This window comes from Providencia sp., from assembly GCF_003533305.1.
Classification (GTDB): Bacteria; Pseudomonadota; Gammaproteobacteria; order Enterobacterales; family Enterobacteriaceae; genus Providencia.
This window is the reverse complement of record NZ_DOEH01000007.1, coordinates 1-19,267: the sequence shown is the minus strand read 5'-3', so window position 1 is coordinate 19,267 and position 19,267 is coordinate 1. Positions and strand designations below refer to the sequence as shown.

The window sequence follows — 19,267 nt, the reverse complement described above, 5'->3', positions numbered from 1 at the left end:
ATGCAAATGAATAATATTCCATTTGGCCTAACTAATTGGGCCGAAATTGAGCCAGAAACTCATCAAGGTGAACAGGGTTATGCATTATGGCGCACTGCAAAATATGGTGACATCCGTGTAAGGATGGTTGAATACTCTGCGGGATATATTGCGGATCATTGGTGTTTAAAAGGGCATATTTTGTTGTGTTTAGAAGGTGAATTACATTCTGAGCTTGATGATGGTCGAACGTTTATTTTAACGCCTGGGATTAGTTACCAAGTAGCGGATAACGCTGAAGCACATCGCTCCTCAACGCCAATGGGCGCTAAATTGTTTATTGTGGACTAAAGAGAAACAGCTAATATGTTTTTTAATAATGAATAACGTGCTATTTATTATTTGATGTGGATTTTGTGCGTTTTTTAGGTAGTTTAATTAGTGCCACATAATTAATACCTAAAAAGAGAGGCCACATTTAGTGGCCTCTTGGTCAATTTAAATTGACTCTGTTTAACGACATTGCTCTTGTACTTGGGACTGCTTAATTTAAAATACAGTTTTATTCAATATTAGCTTCAATGAACCAGAGGAACTTGTCTAGATCACGTGATGCTGCGGTAAACATATCAGCAGTATCTTCGTCTTCAACTTCATTTATCGCTTTACGGAGATCATTTGCGACAACAGCATAGCGATCAGCTAATGCTTTTAAGTGATCTTGCACCGTGTGAATATTGGTTGGATAAGCTTCTAAAGATGTTAATCTATTTACTTCTTGGGTTGTACCGATAGCCACACCACCAAGCTGAACTGCACGCTCTGCGAATTCATCTAGATGTTCAACAATTGTGGTTCTAAAGCCATCGAGCATTTCATGCACGGCAATAAAATTACGTCCACGCATATTCCAATGTGCTTGTTTAGTCATTAAAGATAGATCAGTAAAATGGATGACCATGATATTAAGTATATCAATGGTTTCTAATTTTACACTATCTTCTAAATCATTACGGGTATATAACAGTTCTTTTGAAGATGTTTTAAATAATTTAGCTGTACTCATGATTCATCCTCTTTTTAATATTAATTTATTTAGTAACTTTATCTGTTAATAAATATAAAACATAAATTGTAATTTGTCATAGAGTAATAATCAATTGATCTAATAGGTAAATCCAATATAGTGTCACCGATTTTTTTCATTAAGGGCTATTTTAATTTTAAGCGCATGTAACTGTTATATTAAGGTAAAGGAAATTAACTAATATTTCAAATTTATGAAGAAATTTTTACAAAAAAAAAGGCTAATAAATATTAATGTATGAATTTATTAGCCTTATTAGCATGTTAAAATACTTTATTATTCAACTTATTTGCTAGGCCACTTTCTCTATTTTAGGTTTAGGCGTTGCGGTTGATGTCGATCCTATTGAAGCGCAAACGATGCAGAGTAGTGCAAGCCATTGTGTGCTAGTTAGATGTTCTTGTAGGAAGATAATACCTAAGAATGCGCCCATACAGGGTTCAAGGCTCATTAATGTCCCAAAAGTACGAGCGGGAAGACGGGTTAATGCAATCATTTCTAAGGTATAAGGAAATGCGGTAGACAGTATGGCGACGGCTAATGCCAGAGGCAAAATAGCGGGATCAAACATCACCTCGACTCCCGTTTGCATTAAGCCTATAGGAAAGAAAATTAGTGCTGAAATAAAGGATCCAATAGCCACCGTTGCTGCACCATATCCGGCGCCAGCACGTTTACCAAAGATAATATAAATTCCCCAACAGACACCAGCACCTAGAGCATACAGCACCCCAACGGGATCTAATGAGTTAATGTTATCGCCAATGGGTAACAAAAAGAGTAGACCAGCGATAACGAGTCCTATCCAGAGAAAATCAATTGGTCGGCGTGAGGAAAACATGGCAACAGCCAACGGACCCGTGAATTCTAATGCCACGGCAATACCTAAAGGAATTCGTTCAAGAGCGAGATAAAATAGGTAGTTCATTGTGCCGAGTGAAATACCATAAGTTAGTAGGGGGATTATCGAATTCTTTCTAAAATTTAATCGCCAAGGCTTGAAAATAGCGCATAAAATGATTGTTGCAAGTAATAGACGTAAGCCTGTTACACCAGGAGCGCCGATAACGGGAAATAATGTTTTAGCCAAAGATGCGCCACTTTGAATAGAAGCCATTGCTAATAATAGCAACCCTATAGGTAATAGTGGCAAAACACTCTTTTTAATATCGGCAGACATGAATAATTAAACCTCAGAAAATACGTTATTAATCAGGCGAAAACTTACTTAATTTAAAGCAATTGGTTGTTTTATAAATGAACGTTTTGTGTAAGCAAACAGTTCTAAAAAATAATATTTCGCAATAGAAAATAGAACAATATGATGACATCTAAAGTGATATTCACTCGATGTGAAAATATTTATCAGAATTATGTCATAGAATAGGTTTAGTTAATATGGTTTATCAAGATGAAAGCTCAATGATATAGACTGCTGAAATATGGCGGTTTAGCAGGTATTGGCTGTAACCAGAATCGGGGCGCTATTAATTATGTGGTTTGTATGTTGAGCTTTTCTTCAGGTACCCTATAGTTATGGCTTAAAAATAGTTATCGTTTAAAAAATGACAGAAAATTAAGGTATAAGTAAGTAATGAGAAAAATTAAAAGTGTAGCAGTATATTGTGGTTCTAGTATGGGCTCAAATGAGATTTATCAGCAACAAGCAATTGAATTTGCAAAAGAAATGGTTAAGCGTGATATTACTTTAGTTTATGGTGGTGCGAGTGTTGGAATTATGGGCACAATTGCGGACACAATATTATCTCTTGGCGGTAAAGCTATTGGTGTTATCCCATCGTTACTTGAAGAGCGAGAAATATCGCATAAAAATCTGACTGAATTATATAAAGTTGAAACTATGCATCAGCGCAAAAGTAAAATGATTGAGCTGGCAGATGCTTTTGTCGCTTTACCAGGTGGATACGGTACTCTTGAAGAGTACAGTGAAGTGTTTACTTGGAGCCAAATTGGTTTACATACAAAGCCTTGTGCATTATTTAATATTAATAATTACTGGCAACCGTTGATTGATATGACCAACAAAATGGCGGATGAAGGTTTTTTACATGAAAAATATCGTCATATGGCGATTGTAGAAACTACGCCAACGGCAATATTAGATAAATTTGAAACTTATATTGCGCCACCCGTGAAAACTTACGATTGATAACAAATTCGTTAATAATAAAGCCGTTGATGACGTTAGTTGTGAGGTTAGGATGATAAGAAAAGCAGCAAAAAATGACCTTGATGAGATTTTTGTTTTATACCAACTGCTATTTTTTGAAATGGCAGCGCTTGATCCTGAGAGGATGAAACCGGTTGAACAATCATCTGAGTTTATTCACGATGCCATCGAAAATCCTAAGTTTCATTTTTTAGTTGCTGCTATCGAAAATAAAATTAAAGGGTTCTGTATTGCTCAGAAGCAGTCAGCTCCCGCTTATAATTGTATGGTTCCCAGAGATTTTGCTTATGTTTTTGATTTCGTGGTTGCGCCTGATTCTCGGGGTGAAAAAATAGGCCATCAATTACTTAATGAAATGAAAGGTTGGGCAAAAGAAAATAAATTAAGTCATTTGGAGCTTTCTGTTTTTTCACAAAATCATCAAGCAATTAAATTTTATGAAAGAGAAGGCCTAACCGAGATAACTCGTACAATGGGAATTAAGCTATAAAATATTTAATCGGCCTGTCATAGGTCAATTTTCTCATTTCATCTTTAATATTACTTTAGTTGTCATGTTAGTTGGCTAAATAAAGTCATTAAGGTAAATATAAGCACAAATATAAAATGATATAACAGATATTTCTATTTCAGTATCATGCAATACAAAATAGCTTGTCTTATCAGCAAATTATGTGCTGTTCTATGATTTTGAATGATGGAGCATATTGAAAATATTCACTATTTTCAAAGAACATGTTTCAAAGTTATAAGGTTAATTAAAACAGCACAAGATCTAAGCGTCCAATTGTGGCATAATGCGCCGCTATTTGTACCTATCATACTTCAAGTCGCATGTGCGTTAACTTCGCTAGGCTAGCCGGATCACATCGTTCATCTATACTCACAGGTTGGGATAGTAACGCTCGCGGCCTTCATGCTACTCGATTTATTTAAAGTATAGTGGTGGGGCAACTCTACATATGATTAATTTAAGGCCTAGAAGTGTTAACGACAAACAATATCACTATGCAGTTTGGCAGCAAGCCACTGTTTGAAAATATTTCAGTTAAATTTGGAACAGGAAATCGTTACGGTTTAATCGGCGCTAATGGTGCGGGTAAATCAACGTTTATGAAGATATTAGGTGATGATTTAACACCTTCTGCTGGTAACGTGAGCATTACTGATCCGAATGAACGTATTGGTAAATTACGCCAAGATCAATTTGCATTTGAAGAATTTACCGTTCTTGATACCGTCATCATGGGGCATGGTGAACTGTGGGATGTGAAACAAGAGCGCGATCGTATTTATGCGTCACCTGAAATGAGCGAAGAAGATGGCTATCGCGTCGCTGATCTTGAAGTTGCTTATGGTGAGATGGATGGCTACAGCGCAGAATCGCGTGCAGGTGAATTATTACTTGGTGTTGGTATTCCCGTAGAGCAACATTACGGCCCAATGAGCGAAGTCGCCCCAGGTTGGAAACTGCGTGTGCTTCTAGCACAGGCACTATTTTCAAACCCAGAAATTTTGTTACTTGATGAGCCGACGAATAACCTTGATATCGATACTATTCGTTGGTTAGAGCAAGTGCTGAGTGAACGTGATTGCACCATGGTTATTATTTCCCATGATAGGCATTTTTTGAATACTGTGTGTACGCATATGGCCGATCTAGATTATGGTGAACTACGTTTGTTCCCAGGTAACTATGACGAATATATGATTGCCGCGACACAAGTAAGAGATCGCTTAGTTTCTGATAATGCGAAGAAAAAAGCACAGATTGCTGAACTTCAATCATTTGTCAGCCGTTTTAGTGCTAACGCATCTAAATCAAAGCAAGCAACGTCACGAGCGCGTCAAATTGATAAAATTCAGTTAGATGAAGTTAAGGCCTCTAGCCGTCAAAATCCATTTATCCGTTTTGAGCAAGATAAAAAATTGTTCCGTAATGCCCTTGAGTTAGAAGGTGTGGCAAATGGTTACGGTCAAGAACCCTTGTTTAAAAACTTGAATTTACTGCTTGAAGTGGGTGAAAAAGTTGCTGTTATTGGTGCGAATGGTATCGGTAAAACAACATTTTTGAAAACACTCGTTGGCGAAAAACCACCGACCAGTGGTAGCGTTAAATGGTCTGAAAATAGCAGTATTGGCTATTATGCACAGGATCATGCTGAAGATTTCGACACCGATCTCAATGTTTTTGATTGGATGAGTCAATGGAAAAGTGAAGGGGATGACGAGCAAGCGGTTCGCAGTATTTTAGGTCGCTTACTGTTCTCCCAAGATGACATTAAGAAAAAAGTATCGGTGTTATCTGGTGGTGAGCAAGGCCGTATGTTATTTGGTAAGCTGATGATGCAGCAACCAAATATTCTTATTATGGATGAACCAACTAACCACTTGGATATGGAATCTATTGAGTCAATTAATATGGCTCTTGAGATGTATGAAGGAACGCTGATTTTTGTTTCCCATGACCGTGAATTTGTTGGCTCGCTCGCTAGCCGTATTTTAGAAATTAAAGATAATAAAATCATTGATTTTAAAGGTACTTATGATGAGTATCTAACGAGTCAAGGTGTTGTTTTATAATATTTTAATTTAGCAAAAAATAAAAAATAAATAGCCCCTTTTTCTGTGAAGATGAAGGGGCTATTTTATTGATGAAGATAAGGAAAACTAATTTAGTTTTTCTTCACAAATTCAGATTTTAATTTCATTTGGCCGAAACCATCAATTTTGCAATCGATGTTGTGATCGCCTTCAACGAGACGAATTCCTTTCACACGTGTTCCAATTTTTAGCATTGATGAGCTGCCTTTCACTTTAAGATCTTTGATTACAGTGATTGTATCGCCATCAACTAACAAGTTACCATTGGCATCTTTAACGACTAATTCGTCAAGATCTGCTGTAGGTTCGGCATCATTCCATTCATGTGCACACTCAGGGCAGACATACATTTCGTTATCAGTATAGGTGTATTCAGACTGACATTTAGGGCAAGGAGGGAATTGCATATTAGTACTCTCAGTGACTTATCAAAAAATGAAAAGTGATTATAGTCTTGTTCACTATCACCACGAAAGAGGCATAGTATAAGGTTAAAGACTAATTAAAACATTTTTTCGGATTATTCTTAATAAATGGTGCAAAAAAATGGCGAGCGTTCACTCACCATAAACGAGGTTATTATGACGAAGCGGTCTGAGAACAGACTTCACAATGAGGATCTTTTGCCAGTTTAAATTGACGAAAATCCATACTCATTGCATCGAATAGCAGGACTTTACCGACATTCACTTTGCCATATTGCGTTAGTAATTTAATTGTTTCCATGGCTTCTAAGGTACCGATTGTACCGACAAGCGGCGCCATTACTCCAGCTTCCACACAAGTTAAACTGTTTTCACCAAATAGACGGCTTAAGCAATGATAGCAAGGTGTATTATCTTCATATGTAAAAACAGACAGTTGACCTTCCATACGAATTGCCGCGCCAGAAACTAACGGTTTTTTATGCGAAAGACATAAACGATTTAGCTGTTCGCGTATTGCAACATTGTCTGTGCAATCAAGTATAACTTGATGCGTTTTTATCAATGCATCGAGCTGATTATCATCAAGTTGTGCATTTATCGCTTCAATATGAATGTGTGGATTGATCGCCGTTAATTGCGATTTTGCAGAATCAACTTTGGGTGCGCCGATGGTTGCATCGCGATGTAGCGTTTGTCTTTGCAAATTCGATAAAGAAACAGTATCAAAATCCACCAAAGTTAAATAGCCAACCCCTGCGGCGGCAAGGTATTGGGTTGCTGCGCAGCCAAGACCACCAAGACCAATAACCAGCACTTTGCTGGCTTTTAATTTTTCCTGCCCGTCAAAATCAAATCCACGTAAAATAATTTGACGGTTATAACGCAGCATTTCTTCATCGCTAAGTTCTTGCACTGTTGTTATTCACTTTTCAGTAAGTAATTAAACATTTCAACTTCCACCATTTCACCCGCAGCAACATGGCCACGCTCTCTTTCAAGAACAATAAAACAGTTAGCTTGGCTAAACGAGCTGAATATATGGGAACCTTGGTGTCCGGTCGTGGCAACTTGTAGTTGGCCTTGTTCATTGGTGCTTAATACACCACGCTGAAAATCCAGTCGTCCAATCGATTTTTTTAATGGGGTAATTGTGGGAACTTTAAATCGAATAGGAGCGCGCCATTGACTATGGCCATTAAGGCGAGCTATCAGCGGTTGTACTAATTGATAGAAAGTGAGTGCCGCGGATACTGGGTTGCCCGGCAGTCCACAAAACCATGCTGAGCTTAATTTACCAAATGCGAAAGGTTTACCCGGTTTAATTGCTAATTTCCAAAAACCGATTTGACCTAACTCGTCGAGAATTTGTTTTGTATAGTCGGCTTCACCAACGGAAACGCCACCACTACTAATGACTAAATCTGCTTGGCTATCTGCCTCAATAAAAGTTTGTTTGAGTTTTTCAGGTGAATCAGGGATCACACCAAAATCTAACACTTCACAATTGAGTTTTTCTAGCATCAAACTGACTGCAAAACGGTTGGTATCATAAATTTGTCCGTCAGCCAGTGGTTGGCCGACCGCTTGTAATTCGTCACCAGTTGAAAACACAGCTACTTTTAAGCGGCGGTATACAGTGATATCAGAAATACCCAGCGAGGCGATCAGGGGTAATTGAGCGGTAGAAAGTAAGGTACCGGCAGGGAAAACTGGACTACCTTGTGAGATATCTTCACCAGCTTTACGTACATTACTGCCTTTTTTAAATGATTCAGTGAAGATAATACCCTGTTCTGTTTGCTTAGTTGATTCCTGCATGACGACGGTGTCTACACCTTCAGGGATCGGGGCACCAGTCATGATGCGTACACAGCTGCCTGCGGTTATTTTTCCTTGCATTGGGCTGCCTGCGAATGACTTTCCAGCTACTGGCATGGGTGTTTTTCCATCCCAGTGTGCAAAATTCAGTCCATAGCCATCCATTGCAGAATTATCAAATGGGGGAACATTAATGGGTGAAATTAGATCGGCTGCGATCACGCGTTGAGCAGAATCGGTTAATGGAATGATTTCTGTTTGGGTCATTATTTGTGTTTGAGACAGTAGTTTTTCGAGTGCAAGCTCGAGAGAAATCAAATCGTTAGTATGGTTCTGGTTCAAGGTCGTTACCCCTATTATTGTTATTTGCCGTCGAGGCTTAAAATATATCTATGGTTGTTATTATGTCAGATATCACTGTATGGGTGAATGAATAGAAATTGATTACGGATAGCTTTTGAATGAATTTTTACGTTGAACCGATAGGTCAATAGGCAATAAAAGTCATAATAGAGAGAAAATTGTGTTGTTGTATTGATGTTAACAAATATAAGAATAAACTATTCAACAAGAAATGGTTTTTACTCAAAATAGTTTACTGCGTTCTATTACACACTTTTAAATAATGATATATCTATTTAAAAGTCCAATAGTTATGGTGAGTAAGTGTATGGCGGGATATGCAAATATTTCATCCCGATCTCGGAGGTTGTGCTGGATTATCTACACCTGCTGTTTTAGAGTACCGCACACGCCTGTATTTAAATAAAAATAACTAAATTATCTGTGGAGGATCACATGTCATCGCTGAGTAAAGAGGCCGAATTAGTACATGCAGCTTTGGAAGCTAGAGGGCTTGAGACCCCATTACGTATTCAACCAAAATTAGGTGAAGAACGTAAGCAACTGATTGAAGGGCACATGGCTGAGGTCATGAAGCTATTGAATTTAGATTTAACGGATGACAGCTTAGCGGATACCCCGCGTCGTATAGCAAAAATGTATGTTGATGAAATTTTTTCGGGGCTCGATTACGCTAATTTTCCGAAAATCACTTTAATTGAAAATAAAATGAAAGTTGATGAAATGGTGACTGTCCGCGACATCACGCTGACAAGTACTTGCGAACATCATTTTGTGACTATCGATGGTAAAGCAATCGTGGCTTATATTCCAAAAGATAAAGTCATTGGTTTGTCTAAAATTAATCGAATTGTTCAGTTCTTTTCTCAGCGTCCGCAAGTGCAAGAGCGTTTGACGCAACAAATTCTCGTTGCTTTACAAACCCTGCTTGGAACTAATAATGTCGCAGTATCGATTGATGCTGTGCATTATTGCGTAAAAGCACGGGGTATTAGAGATGCTACCAGTGCAACAACCACAACATCGTTAGGTGGCTTGTTTAAATCGAGCCAAAATACCCGCCAAGAATTTCTACGTGCAGTTCGCCATAATTAATCAATGACAACAACCGAATATTCAATCGCCCCAAAAGGGCGAATTGAGCAACTCGATACCGTGCGTGGCATAGCAATCTTAGGCATTCTGCTGATGAATATTTTTGCTTTTGCTTTGCCGCAAACTGCTTATCTAAATCCTTTTTATAGCCCAACGGTACAGCCATCTGAAGCGATTGTTTGGGGGATTTTCAATCTATTTTTTCAAGGTAAAGTTCTTGCTATTTTCACCTTATTATTTGGTGCAACTTTGGCTCTGCTACATCAACGCTCATATCGATGGAATCAGTGTCGGTTAATAGTTCTAGCTATTTTTGGTTTAATTCATGGTGTCGGTTTTTGGGATGGCGATATCTTATTGGCTTATTCGCTAACTGGGTTTGTCGCACTCTATATGTTAAATCACGGCAGTAAAATAACATTATTGAAGATTGCAATTGCAATTTACCTGATTGGATTAGTGATTTTATGGGTTTTAGGAAGCGGTGTTGACCCCTCCTATTTTTGGCAAGTCACTGATGCTCAGGTTTTTTTTGAAGCATCTCAAAAAACTATCGGTGGAATGGAAAGTTTACTGCATCGTGCTGATGGTATGTTAACTATGATAGAAATGTTATTGGTGCAATATGGATGGCAATTATTAGCATTGATGACTGTGGGGGCTTTATTGATGCAAAATGGTTGGCTTCGTGGACAGTTTAGTCAATCACATTATCGCTTGATGGCGCTGATTTTGATCCCTCCGGCTTTACTTGTACAAATACTTTCACTGTATATTCAAAGCTTATTTGGTTGGAGTTTTTTTGCTACTTCTATTGTCGGGTATATCATTAATGAGCTAATGATACCTTTGCAATCATTAGGGTATATTGCGTTAATTTATGGATTTTGGCGGAGTTTTCAACAAAGCGTTATTGCAAGATTACTACAAAATATTGGACGGATGGCATTAAGTAACTATTTACTGCAAACGCTAATTTGTACGACAATATTTTATCATTTAGGCTATTTTGGTTCTTTTACTCGTGTTGAATTATTAGTTTTTATTGTCCCTATTTGGGGAGTGAATTTAGCTTTCTCTTATTATTGGTTACAGTTTTTCAAACAAGGCCCCATTGAATGGAGTTGGCGTAAATTGACTGAAAAACTGTATCATTTATCGGTTGATAAAACTCAGTAGTATTAAGGCGCTTTAACTTCTATGTTTTTTTAATATCAATTGGTGCCGTTGTTAGCTTAACTTACTTGCTTCTTCAGGTGAAACCGCAGGGTAACCTTTAATTCCATCAGGCATTTTTATGGGGGCAGGAATTGATTCTTGTTCCCCTAAAAATTTGGGTTCGCGTTTGAGAATATATAAGTCAGCAAGGGCACCAAGGCGTGCAAAAACCTCACGAACACGGACTTTGTACATACCTTGCGGTGTTGGTACGGCTAAACATTGGGCATCAATCCCTTTATGTTTGGCAATAAATACCGCTCTTTCACAGTGAAAGCGCTGTGTGATAATAGTGAAATTATCTGTATCAAATACTTTTTTGGTGCGAACAACGGAATCAAGGGTTCTGAAACCCGCAAAATCAAGTACGATTTTAGATGCAGGTACTCCCGCTTTTATCAGGTCTTTGCGCATATTAATGGGTTCATTGTAATTATGAGCACCATTATCACCACTCAGTAGCAAATATTTCACTTTTCCACTGTGATAAGCATCTGCGGCACCTTTGATTCGATAGGTGTAATATAGATTTGTGACTCCAGAGGCATAATATTTAGATGTGCCAAGTACCATCCCGACATCCCGCGCAGGTAATTTTTCTATATCTTCATAGATATAGGGCGCAGTGTCCCAGCCAATCCAACGATCAAGTAAAATAACGGTGGCAAAAGCTATCCCTACGAAAAGTAACAGACCATAAAGCAGACGCTTCCTCATGTCCTAGCCTTGAAAATAAATAGTCATAGCGATTAGGCTACTTGAGTTAAATTAGTGACGCAAGTCGCGTAACGTAAAGTCATGTCAATATAATGAACAATATTCAAGTTGACTAAGGGGCAGGACTGATATTTTCTTTATAATTGCGAATAATTCCTCATTATCATCCAATCAAATGAATAATTTCTAATAATAGAATCTCAATTTTTCGTATAAAAAATAGTCTATATCCTTGCGGGTGAATAGATTATATCCGTTATTGAATAGTGAGCCGCTTCACAAAGAAGTAGTTTTTATTTAACAAGCCTATTTGTTTTGAAATTTTAATTCTATATTGATTATAAGTTATGAAATTTTATTTCTTCATCAATGCACATAACTCAGTTATAAAGCCATTTAGTGATAAGTTGAAACAGCAAAAATAGTACATGAAAAACATATTCAATAAGAATAGAGACTGTAATTCGATACGTGAGGAACGAAACTATGAAATTAAAAACCTTGTTAGCCGCGGCAGCTATGTTAGTAACGGCGAGTGTTGCTGCAAAAGAGTATCAAATTAATCATACGGCTCAGATAAAATCGCTGAGTGATGCGAAAAATGTCGCGGTATGGGAGCAAGCTGAGGTATTAACTGATTTTAGTTATCCATGGGAAAAAGAGACACCACCAAAAACAGATTTCCGTGCATTATGGAGTGATAATACCTTATATTTCCGTTTTATCGCCGATGATAAAGATATCCAACTCGGCAATGATCCTGATAAAGATCAGGCGGTATTAGATTCGGATCGCGTTGAATTATTTTTTGCGACTAGCCCCGAATTAAAACCTTATTATACGGCAGAAATGGACCCTAAAGGTCGTACTTTTGATGCGAAAGCTAATTTTTATCGTGAAGTTGATCCAAGTTGGAATTGGGAAACATTGCAAACTGTCGGTGAAATCACGCCTGAAGGCTATGTGTTAACGGGTAAAATTGACCTCGATGAATTTACTCGTCTTAACTTATGGCAAGATGCAGACAAAAAAACGCTAATGTGTGCCATTTTACGTGGTGAATTTAGTGCGGGTGAGCCAAAACAAGTTCGTAAATGGATAAGTTGGATCCATCCTGATTCAGTAAAACCTGATTTCCATATCCCTTCTGCATTTGGTAGCTGTAAGTTGGTTAAATAATACGTTTACCGGCAGTGAGTTACTGCCGGTTATACTCTTTCTATTGGTTCAATTTATCTTAAATAGTTAATGATTCACACGATAGTTGTGAACAGCATCACGTTAGCCAATGCTGCTGAAGGATTTCTGGTAATATAAATTGAAATTTAAATTCATATAATGTAATTTTTAATGAAATATAATTTCAAATGATTTGAGGTGTTTTATGTCTCTAGCCGAAAATACACTGAGTGATTGCCTACAAAATGAATTCAATCAGGAAACATTACAGTTTTCGCGTTTGGAGACACTCGCCATGGTCAGCGCAATTAATCAAGCCGATGGCACGGTAGCGGGTGCAATTCAAACTGTTTTACCTGCGATTGCTGAAGCGGTTGATGCCATTGCGGAACGTTTAAAGCAGGGTGGTCGCCTATTTTATGCAGGTGCAGGAACCAGTGGCAGACTTGCTGTACTCGATAGTGCTGAATGTCCTCCAACATTTGGTACTAATCCTGAAATGGTACAGTCCATCATTGCGGGTGGCCAAGAGGCGATGTTAAAAGCGGTTGAAAATATTGAAGATTCAACACAGGCTGCCATTGATGAATTAATCAAACGTGGTTTGTGTGAAAAAGATGTCGTTGTCGGTATTGCAGCTAGTGGTCGTACACCATTTACCCTCGCCGCGATTGACTATGCGAACCAATTAGGGGCTTTAACGGTTGCTATTACGACGCGAGGACGAGGCCTAATTAGTGAAGTGGCAAGATTTGCGATTGCACCAGATGTGGGGCCTGAGGTGTTATCTGGCTCAACGCGAATGAAAAGTGGCACCGCACAAAAAATGATCCTCGGCATGCTCAGCACTTGCGTAATGGGGCGTTTAGGCCGAATTCATACCAATTTAATGGTGGATGTGGTTGCCAGTAATATCAAACTATTACGTCGAGCAGAACGTATCGTTGGCGAAGTCTGCATGATTGATACTCAAACTGCCGCCAACTTATTAAAACAAGTCGATTACCATCCGCGACGCGCAATTCTAATGCATGAACTTAATATTAATGCACAGCAAGCGACGGATATTGTGTCACAGCATCCACACACAGCATTGGATGATATGTTGAAAACTAAACAGTCTTGATATCGTCAACACCAGGGGAATGATATGGCTAATAAAATAGAACATCTGGAAGTACTCGCCAGAGAAATAGAAAAATATGCGGGCGGTTTTGAGAACATTGCAACATTAACTCACTGTATGACCCGCATTCGTTTAGTTTTAAAAGATAATGACAAATTTGACGCAGAAGCGCTTAAACAAATTGAAGGTGTCAAAGGGGTTATCTTTAATGGTGAACAACAACAAGTTATCGTCGGCATGGGCACTGCAGCAAAAGTATTTTCGGTGATGAATAAGCGGATGCAGGGAAGTGCATCTGTGAATACTGACAATGCAACGCCTGTAGCTGCAAAAAAAGGCTTTTCAATTCGTCGCACATTGAATACGTTAGCTGCAATTTTTGTTCCAACCATTCCTGCGTTAATTGGTTGCGGTCTTATTATGGGGCTAATCAATATTATTCGTTTAGTCGCGCCGGGTGTTGTTGACCAGTTTCCTGAATTATTCAAACTATTGAAATTAATTGGTAGCTCCGTTTTTGTTTATTTATCTATCATGATTGGGGTAAATACGGCAAAAGAGCTTGGCGCTTCAACTTCAATAGGTGCGGTAATGGCAGGCTTACTTTCAATGCCGGGCTTGGCCGATGTCACGTTATTTGGCGATAAACTTCAACCTAACAGCGGGGGTATTTTTGCTGTGTTGATGGTGGTTGTTTTCTCTTCCAAATTTGAAGTGTGGTTTAGAAGCATTATCAAAGAAAGTTTAGACCTGATTATTACACCCTTTGTGACGATTCTCGTTTCCGCTATGGTGGCGATTATCATCTTCCAACCCGCAGGTCATTATTTAAATCAAATCTTGGCACAAGGTGTTTCCGTCGCTTTATTAGATAGCGGCGGTGGCGCGGTGGCGACGGGCGGTATTTTAGGGGGCAGTTTTTTATTCCTATTATTGACTGGCTTGCATCAAGGGCTTATCCCGATCCATGCAGAAATTTTGCAAACATTTGGCCTTAATTATCTATTCCCAATATTGGCAATGGGCGGAATGGGGCAAGTAGGATCATGCTTCTGGGTATTCTTAAAAACCAAAAATCAACGTTTGAAAAAAACCTTAGTGGGTGCGTTGCCTGTGGGTATCTTTGGTGTCGGTGAACCGTTATTATTCGGTGTGTCATTGCCTTTGGGAAAACCATTTATTGCCGGTTGTATTGGTGGCGCGGCAGGTGGTGCACTGATGGCCTTCTTCCATGTTGGTATCATTATTCCATTTGGTACGGCTGGTTTGTCTCTAATCCCATTAGTCGGTGACGGTCAAATACTGGATTTTCTCATTGCAGTTGTCGGTGCATGGATTGTCGGTTTCATTGCCAGTATGATACTAGGCTTCACTGACCCAGAAAAATAATTAAAAGGAATAGCCATGTCGACACTGACGGTAAAATTGGAAAGCTTACTGACAAGAGGTAAAGGAACTGAGCAGCGCATCGCTAGTTTTTTGCTGGAGCATCGAGATAGTCTGATTGCGATGAATGCTGCTGAGCTTGCGCAAGCCGCAGGTGTCAGTAGTGCTTCGGTTATCCGCTTTTCTCGCCAGATGGGTTACCGTGGCTATCCCGAGTTTAAAGTTGATTATTTATCGGATGAAAAACAGCATAGAGCTGAGAGTTTATATGGCAATTTGAGTCGTAGTGATGATACGGCTCAGATAATTGCGAAAACGGGGCAAATGTTTATTTCTGCCATCGAGAAATCACTAGAATTACTTGAACCTTCAATTGTTGATGAAATAGCCCAAAAAATGGTCAGTGCAAAACGTATTGTATTATTTGGTATTGGTTCATCAGCTATTGTCGCTAGTGATATTTTTCATAAATTAATTCGCGTTAATAAGCATACTTTGTTCAGTTATGACTTACATGTTCAGCTCAGTTATTCGGCAAATTTAAGTCCTGATGATTTTGCTATTGCGGTCACTGCTCGAGGTAATACGCAAGAAGTAAACAATATGTTACGTTCAGCCAAAGAAACGGGTTGCACGACAGTTGCTTTGACGCGTTTTGGGCAAGACGATGCAACTAAAATAGCCGATTTCACACTACCTTATTTCTATGATGAGCAGCACTCACAGTTGGGTGTCATTACACCGCAAGTTTTACAGATGGTAGCTTTTGATACTTTATTTTTTAAATATCTCACGTTAGCAGACAGTGACGCTGATATTGCGTTGCAAAAAGGCCGACGCGCTCTGATACAAGGCAAGAGCTAATGATTTTGACTGAGTTGGCGATCGGTGCTGTGATTGGGCTGATAATTAGTACAACCGGTGTTGGTGGCGGGGTTATTGTTTTACCGATATTAACGTATTTTTTTGGGCTGAATGCCCTTGCTGCGGTTGCAACCGCCAACTTTCTATCAATGCTAATGAAGGTTTCTTCTTCATATATGCATTTTCGATTAGGGAATATCCCGCTTAAAGGGGCGATGATTGTACTTGCGATTATGCTTCCAAGTACTTTTCTTTCTAGCCTCTTGGTGACTTGGCTGGGAAGTTTACCTGAATATGAAAAACAGGTTGAGTGGGGGATTAATTTGCTGGTTGCGACGGCTATTATTTTCTCACTTTACTTATTTATTCAGCGAATGTTTTTTTCTTCACCAATTAAAAAACAACTAGTCAAAACGAACCAATTGCGTGCAATGGCAATACCCGCAATTCTCGCCGGAATTGTGTTAGGTGCAACGGGAGTAGGTGGTGGCGTTGTGGTATTACCGATGTTATTACGTTATATGCAACTTAATATTAAGCAGGCTATTGGCACATCAATACTGGTGACGACGATACTATCGGGTTCATCTGCATTTGCTTATGCACAAGATGGCTATACAGATTTTAAATTAGCGTTAATCCTATGTGTTGGCGCATTAATCGTTATGCCACTGGCTAAATATTTACTGATCCATTTATCCGAACGCGCTTTTCAATATATAACGCTATTATTAATTGCTTGCAGTGCAATTATGATGACATTAAATCTATTTTCTTTTTAAAAATCACAACTCAGAATTAAATAAAAAAGGAGCGCCTTACGGCACTCCTTATCCATTCATATTAAAAATATTTTAAAATGAAGTTCTTTTATAAGTACGATATTCAGGTTTCCAGAAATTCCGTTCAATAGCTTCATTTAATGCATCGTCAGAAGTCACAGTTGCAACGCCTTGAACTTGCGCCTCTTTAGCCACTTGTTTCGCTATAATACGTGAAACTTCTTGGATATCAGACAGAAGAGGTAATAACGGGCCTTCTCCATCTTTCGCTAATGGCGAACAGCCTGCCAGTGCACGGCTGGCGGCCATTAACATTGCTTCAGTAACACGTTTTGCCCCAGAAGCAATAACACCTAAACCAATGCCTGGGAATATATATGAGTTATTGCATTGAGCAATTGGGAATACTTTATCTTTATATGAAACAGGGCTAAATGGACTACCAGTTGCAACAAGTGCTTGGCCTTCTGTCCAATTAATAATGTCTTCTGGGCGAGCTTCGACACGTGAAGTTGGATTTGAAAGCGGCATCACAATCGGTCTAGCGCAGTGTTTATGCATTTCTTTAATAATTTCTTCAGTGAACAGACCTGCTTGTCCCGAAACACCAATTAAAATCGTTGGTTTTGCATTACGCACAACATCGAGCAGAGAAATTGAATCGCTATTGACGTCCCAGCCACTAATATTTTCACTGCTTTGAGTCAATTTACTTTGGAAATCGAGTAAATTAGGCAGCTTATCGGTGAGTAGACCAAAGCGGTCAACCATATAGATGCGCGAGCGAGCTTGCTCATCACTCAAACCTTCAGATTTCATTTGCGAGACAATTTGCTCTGCAATACCGCAGCCAGCGGAACCTGCACCTAAGAAGGTGACGCGTTGATCGCTAAGCTTACTTCCAGCGGCATTGCTAGCTGCAATTAAGCTACCAAGGGCGACGGATGCAGTGCCTTGAATATCATCATTAAAGCAGCAAAGTTCATCACGGTAACGTGTTAGCAATGGCATGGCATTATTTTGTGCAAAATCTTCAAATTGCAGTAATACATTTGGCCAGCGGCGTTTAACGGCCTGAACAAATTCATCAAGAAATTCGTTATATTCTTCACCGGTAATACGCGGATGGCGCCATCCCATATAAAGCGGGTCATTAAGGCGTTGTGGATTGTTAGTTCCCACATCAATAACAACAGGTAATGTATAGGCTGGGCTGATACCACCACAAGCGGTATAAAGGGAAAGCTTACCAATAGGAATGCCCATCCCACCGATACCTTGGTCACCGAGACCTAAAATACGTTCACCATCTGTGACCACAATAACTTTTACATTTTGTTTAGTGGCATTTTGTAACATATCATCGATATGTGCACGGTTTGGGTAAGAGATAAACAAACCTCGAGCACGGCGATAAATATCAGAAAAATGTTCGCAAGCTTCACCTACTGTTGGCGTATAGATGACAGGCATTACATCGGTTAGGTGGGCATCAATTAAACGATAAAATAAGGTTTCATTGGTGTCTTGAATGTTTCGTAAATAAATATGTTTATCAATATCAGTTTTAAAATCAACTAACTGACGATGTGCGCGTTCTACTTGTTCTTCGATAGTTTCAACTTGCTCTGGCAACAAACCATGTAAGTTGAAATTGGCACGTTCTTCTTCAGTAAAAGCACTTCCTTTGTTAAGTAAAGGAAATTCTAGCAAAATTGGACCAGCGTAGGGAATATAGAGAGGGCGTTTTGTTTCGTGTTCATGTTCCATGAAATATCACTCTTCGGACGATTAATTAACAACAGTCAGGTTAGATCCTAAGCCAAATAGAAAATATGTACAGTAAATATTGATGCAAAATCGTTAAAATATTTACCGATTTATATTACCTATATGATAAGGAATTTTTTGACAGAAGGGAATTTTAGCTGCTATTTGCGTAGTCATTACGATGGATAGATCACGCTTGGTTAAATAATGAATGTATTATCGTTATTTTTACGTTTTTAAACGTTAGTTTTGCTTTTCTTAGGTGAGTTTTTTTAACATTTCCTCCTTATTTTTAGTAGGTTGCTGATTAAAATAGTGGGTTCACTGTAAGTGAAATCATATTTTTAAATATCATATATTGCTGCAAGTTTTTAACTGTTTTAGCTTAGGGCTATTAATTTATATTTTAATCTTGGGGTAAATTATAGATGCAAATTAAAAACATATTAATAATACCCATATTATTAATTATTTTCCTTTGCAATCTTTCATATGGAAATGGCTTTTTAACAAATAAAAAAGAGAAAGTAAAATCAGATAATATTGAAAACTCTTATAATAGTAAGAAAGAAATAGGTATTTTTATTATTTTGATCAGAGAATATATGAAGCAAGTGATGGTTGAATATAATAAACGATTATCAAATAAAGATTTTAAAA

19 protein-coding genes are annotated in these 19,267 nt (G+C 38.5%); 12 read left to right on the top strand and 7 right to left on the bottom strand.

The window, feature by feature from the left end:
* On the top strand, positions 1–330 hold the full coding sequence (locus tag DD649_RS02400; RefSeq protein ID WP_294103236.1) for a DHCW motif cupin fold protein: 330 nt from the start codon (positions 1–3) through the stop codon (positions 328–330).
* 211 nt (positions 331–541) lie between these two features.
* Here DD649_RS02400 and dps read toward each other — a convergent pair whose 3' ends face one another.
* Positions 542–1,045, bottom strand: coding sequence for a DNA starvation/stationary phase protection protein Dps (gene dps, locus DD649_RS02395; RefSeq protein ID WP_294103232.1), 504 nt, complete (start codon positions 1,043–1,045; stop codon positions 542–544).
* Between the two features lie 313 nt (positions 1,046–1,358).
* Positions 1,359–2,246, bottom strand: a complete 888-nt coding sequence (gene rhtA / locus DD649_RS02390; RefSeq protein ID WP_294103230.1) for a threonine/homoserine exporter RhtA — start codon at positions 2,244–2,246, stop codon at positions 1,359–1,361.
* Between the two features lie 414 nt (positions 2,247–2,660).
* Here rhtA and DD649_RS02385 point away from each other — a divergent pair, with 414 nt between their 5' ends.
* The 3 genes from DD649_RS02385 to DD649_RS02375 all read left to right on the top strand — a co-directional run bounded on the left by DD649_RS02385 (position 2,661) and on the right by DD649_RS02375 (position 5,840).
* Complete coding sequence (locus DD649_RS02385) at positions 2,661–3,236, top strand: TIGR00730 family Rossman fold protein (protein WP_336428903.1); 576 nt, start codon at positions 2,661–2,663, stop codon at positions 3,234–3,236.
* A gap of 52 nt (positions 3,237–3,288) precedes the next feature.
* The gene (locus DD649_RS02380) at positions 3,289–3,747 is read left to right on the top strand and encodes a GNAT family N-acetyltransferase (protein ID WP_294103226.1); all 459 of its coding nucleotides are present in this window, start codon (positions 3,289–3,291) and stop codon (positions 3,745–3,747) included.
* 494 nt (positions 3,748–4,241) lie between these two features.
* Positions 4,242–5,840, top strand: a complete 1,599-nt coding sequence (locus DD649_RS02375; protein ID WP_294103224.1) for an ABC-F family ATPase — start codon at positions 4,242–4,244, stop codon at positions 5,838–5,840.
* Between the two features lie 92 nt (positions 5,841–5,932).
* Here the strand turns inward: DD649_RS02375 and DD649_RS02370 are convergent, their stop codons facing one another.
* From DD649_RS02370 to moeA, 3 genes are all read right to left on the bottom strand, one after another.
* Positions 5,933–6,268, bottom strand: a complete 336-nt coding sequence (locus DD649_RS02370) for a zinc ribbon domain-containing protein YjdM (protein WP_294103222.1) — start codon at positions 6,266–6,268, stop codon at positions 5,933–5,935.
* A gap of 172 nt (positions 6,269–6,440) precedes the next feature.
* Positions 6,441–7,202: a molybdopterin-synthase adenylyltransferase MoeB gene (moeB, locus tag DD649_RS02365; RefSeq protein WP_294103220.1), complete on the bottom strand. Its 762-nt coding sequence runs from the start codon at positions 7,200–7,202 to the stop codon at positions 6,441–6,443.
* Positions 7,203–7,207: 5 nt separating this feature from the next.
* Positions 7,208–8,449 carry a molybdopterin molybdotransferase MoeA gene (moeA, locus tag DD649_RS02360; RefSeq protein ID WP_294103218.1) on the bottom strand — a complete coding sequence of 414 codons (1,242 nt, stop codon included), beginning with the start codon at positions 8,447–8,449 and terminating at the stop codon, positions 7,208–7,210.
* Positions 8,450–8,905: 456 nt separating this feature from the next.
* On the opposite strand from moeA, the gene folE reads away from it, so the two are divergent.
* Both folE and yeiB read left to right on the top strand, forming a co-directional pair.
* Entirely contained in the window at positions 8,906–9,565 is a 660-nt protein-coding gene (gene folE / locus DD649_RS02355; RefSeq protein WP_294103216.1) for a GTP cyclohydrolase I FolE, read from the top strand.
* 3 nt (positions 9,566–9,568) lie between these two features.
* Positions 9,569–10,744 carry a DUF418 domain-containing protein YeiB gene (yeiB, locus tag DD649_RS02350; protein WP_294103214.1) on the top strand — a complete coding sequence of 392 codons (1,176 nt, stop codon included), beginning with the start codon at positions 9,569–9,571 and terminating at the stop codon, positions 10,742–10,744.
* 51 nt (positions 10,745–10,795) lie between these two features.
* On the opposite strand, the gene sanA is transcribed toward yeiB, so the two are convergent.
* The gene (gene sanA / locus DD649_RS02345) at positions 10,796–11,500 is read right to left on the bottom strand and encodes an outer membrane permeability protein SanA (protein ID WP_294103213.1); all 705 of its coding nucleotides are present in this window, start codon (positions 11,498–11,500) and stop codon (positions 10,796–10,798) included.
* Positions 11,501–11,986: 486 nt separating this feature from the next.
* Here sanA and DD649_RS02340 point away from each other — a divergent pair, with 486 nt between their 5' ends.
* The 5 genes from DD649_RS02340 (at position 11,987) to DD649_RS02325 (ending at position 16,837) form a co-directional block, all read left to right on the top strand.
* Positions 11,987–12,679, top strand: a complete 693-nt coding sequence (locus DD649_RS02340) for a carbohydrate-binding family 9-like protein (protein ID WP_294103211.1) — start codon at positions 11,987–11,989, stop codon at positions 12,677–12,679.
* A gap of 205 nt (positions 12,680–12,884) precedes the next feature.
* Positions 12,885–13,805 carry an N-acetylmuramic acid 6-phosphate etherase gene (murQ, locus tag DD649_RS20035; RefSeq protein WP_336428895.1) on the top strand — a complete coding sequence of 307 codons (921 nt, stop codon included), beginning with the start codon at positions 12,885–12,887 and terminating at the stop codon, positions 13,803–13,805.
* A 24-nt stretch (positions 13,806–13,829) separates the two neighbouring features.
* Entirely contained in the window at positions 13,830–15,194 is a 1,365-nt protein-coding gene (locus DD649_RS20030; protein WP_336428892.1) for a PTS transporter subunit EIIC, read from the top strand.
* Positions 15,195–15,209: 15 nt separating this feature from the next.
* A complete protein-coding gene (locus DD649_RS02330; protein ID WP_294103207.1) occupies positions 15,210–16,055 on the top strand; it encodes a MurR/RpiR family transcriptional regulator in 846 nt (281 codons plus the stop codon).
* Positions 16,055–16,837, top strand: coding sequence for a sulfite exporter TauE/SafE family protein (locus tag DD649_RS02325; protein WP_294103205.1), 783 nt, complete (start codon positions 16,055–16,057; stop codon positions 16,835–16,837). Before DD649_RS02330 ends, DD649_RS02325 begins: the two co-directional genes overlap by 1 nt.
* A gap of 72 nt (positions 16,838–16,909) precedes the next feature.
* On the opposite strand, the gene DD649_RS02320 is transcribed toward DD649_RS02325, so the two are convergent.
* Complete coding sequence (locus DD649_RS02320) at positions 16,910–18,607, bottom strand: NAD-dependent malic enzyme (protein ID WP_294103203.1); 1,698 nt, start codon at positions 18,605–18,607, stop codon at positions 16,910–16,912.
* Between the two features lie 428 nt (positions 18,608–19,035).
* Here DD649_RS02320 and DD649_RS02315 point away from each other — a divergent pair.
* Positions 19,036–19,267 (top strand): hypothetical protein (locus DD649_RS02315; RefSeq protein ID WP_294103201.1); only part of this gene is annotated, 232 nt, incomplete at its 3' end.

Bases quoted from the DNA above. Each gene is read 5' to 3' on its own strand.
- folE (WP_294103216.1), top strand. From the start codon at position 8,906: ATGTCATCGCTGAGTAAAGAGGCCGAATTAGTACATGCAGCTTTGGAA.
- DD649_RS02370 (WP_294103222.1), bottom strand. From the start codon at position 6,268: ATGCAATTCCCTCCTTGCCCTAAATGTCAGTCTGAATACACCTATACT.
- DD649_RS02325 (WP_294103205.1), top strand. From the start codon at position 16,055: ATGATTTTGACTGAGTTGGCGATCGGTGCTGTGATTGGGCTGATAATT.
- dps (WP_294103232.1), bottom strand. From the start codon at position 1,045: ATGAGTACAGCTAAATTATTTAAAACATCTTCAAAAGAACTGTTATAT.
- DD649_RS02400 (WP_294103236.1), top strand. From the start codon at position 1: ATGCAAATGAATAATATTCCATTTGGCCTAACTAATTGGGCCGAAATT.
- DD649_RS02380 (WP_294103226.1), top strand. From the start codon at position 3,289: ATGATAAGAAAAGCAGCAAAAAATGACCTTGATGAGATTTTTGTTTTA.
- yeiB (WP_294103214.1), top strand. From the start codon at position 9,569: ATGACAACAACCGAATATTCAATCGCCCCAAAAGGGCGAATTGAGCAA.
- DD649_RS02385 (WP_336428903.1), top strand. From the start codon at position 2,661: ATGAGAAAAATTAAAAGTGTAGCAGTATATTGTGGTTCTAGTATGGGC.
- sanA (WP_294103213.1), bottom strand. From the start codon at position 11,500: ATGAGGAAGCGTCTGCTTTATGGTCTGTTACTTTTCGTAGGGATAGCT.
- murQ (WP_336428895.1), top strand. From the start codon at position 12,885: ATGTCTCTAGCCGAAAATACACTGAGTGATTGCCTACAAAATGAATTC.
- rhtA (WP_294103230.1), bottom strand. From the start codon at position 2,246: ATGTCTGCCGATATTAAAAAGAGTGTTTTGCCACTATTACCTATAGGG.
- DD649_RS02320 (WP_294103203.1), bottom strand. From the start codon at position 18,607: ATGGAACATGAACACGAAACAAAACGCCCTCTCTATATTCCCTACGCT.
- DD649_RS02330 (WP_294103207.1), top strand. From the start codon at position 15,210: ATGTCGACACTGACGGTAAAATTGGAAAGCTTACTGACAAGAGGTAAA.
- DD649_RS20030 (WP_336428892.1), top strand. From the start codon at position 13,830: ATGGCTAATAAAATAGAACATCTGGAAGTACTCGCCAGAGAAATAGAA.
- DD649_RS02340 (WP_294103211.1), top strand. From the start codon at position 11,987: ATGAAATTAAAAACCTTGTTAGCCGCGGCAGCTATGTTAGTAACGGCG.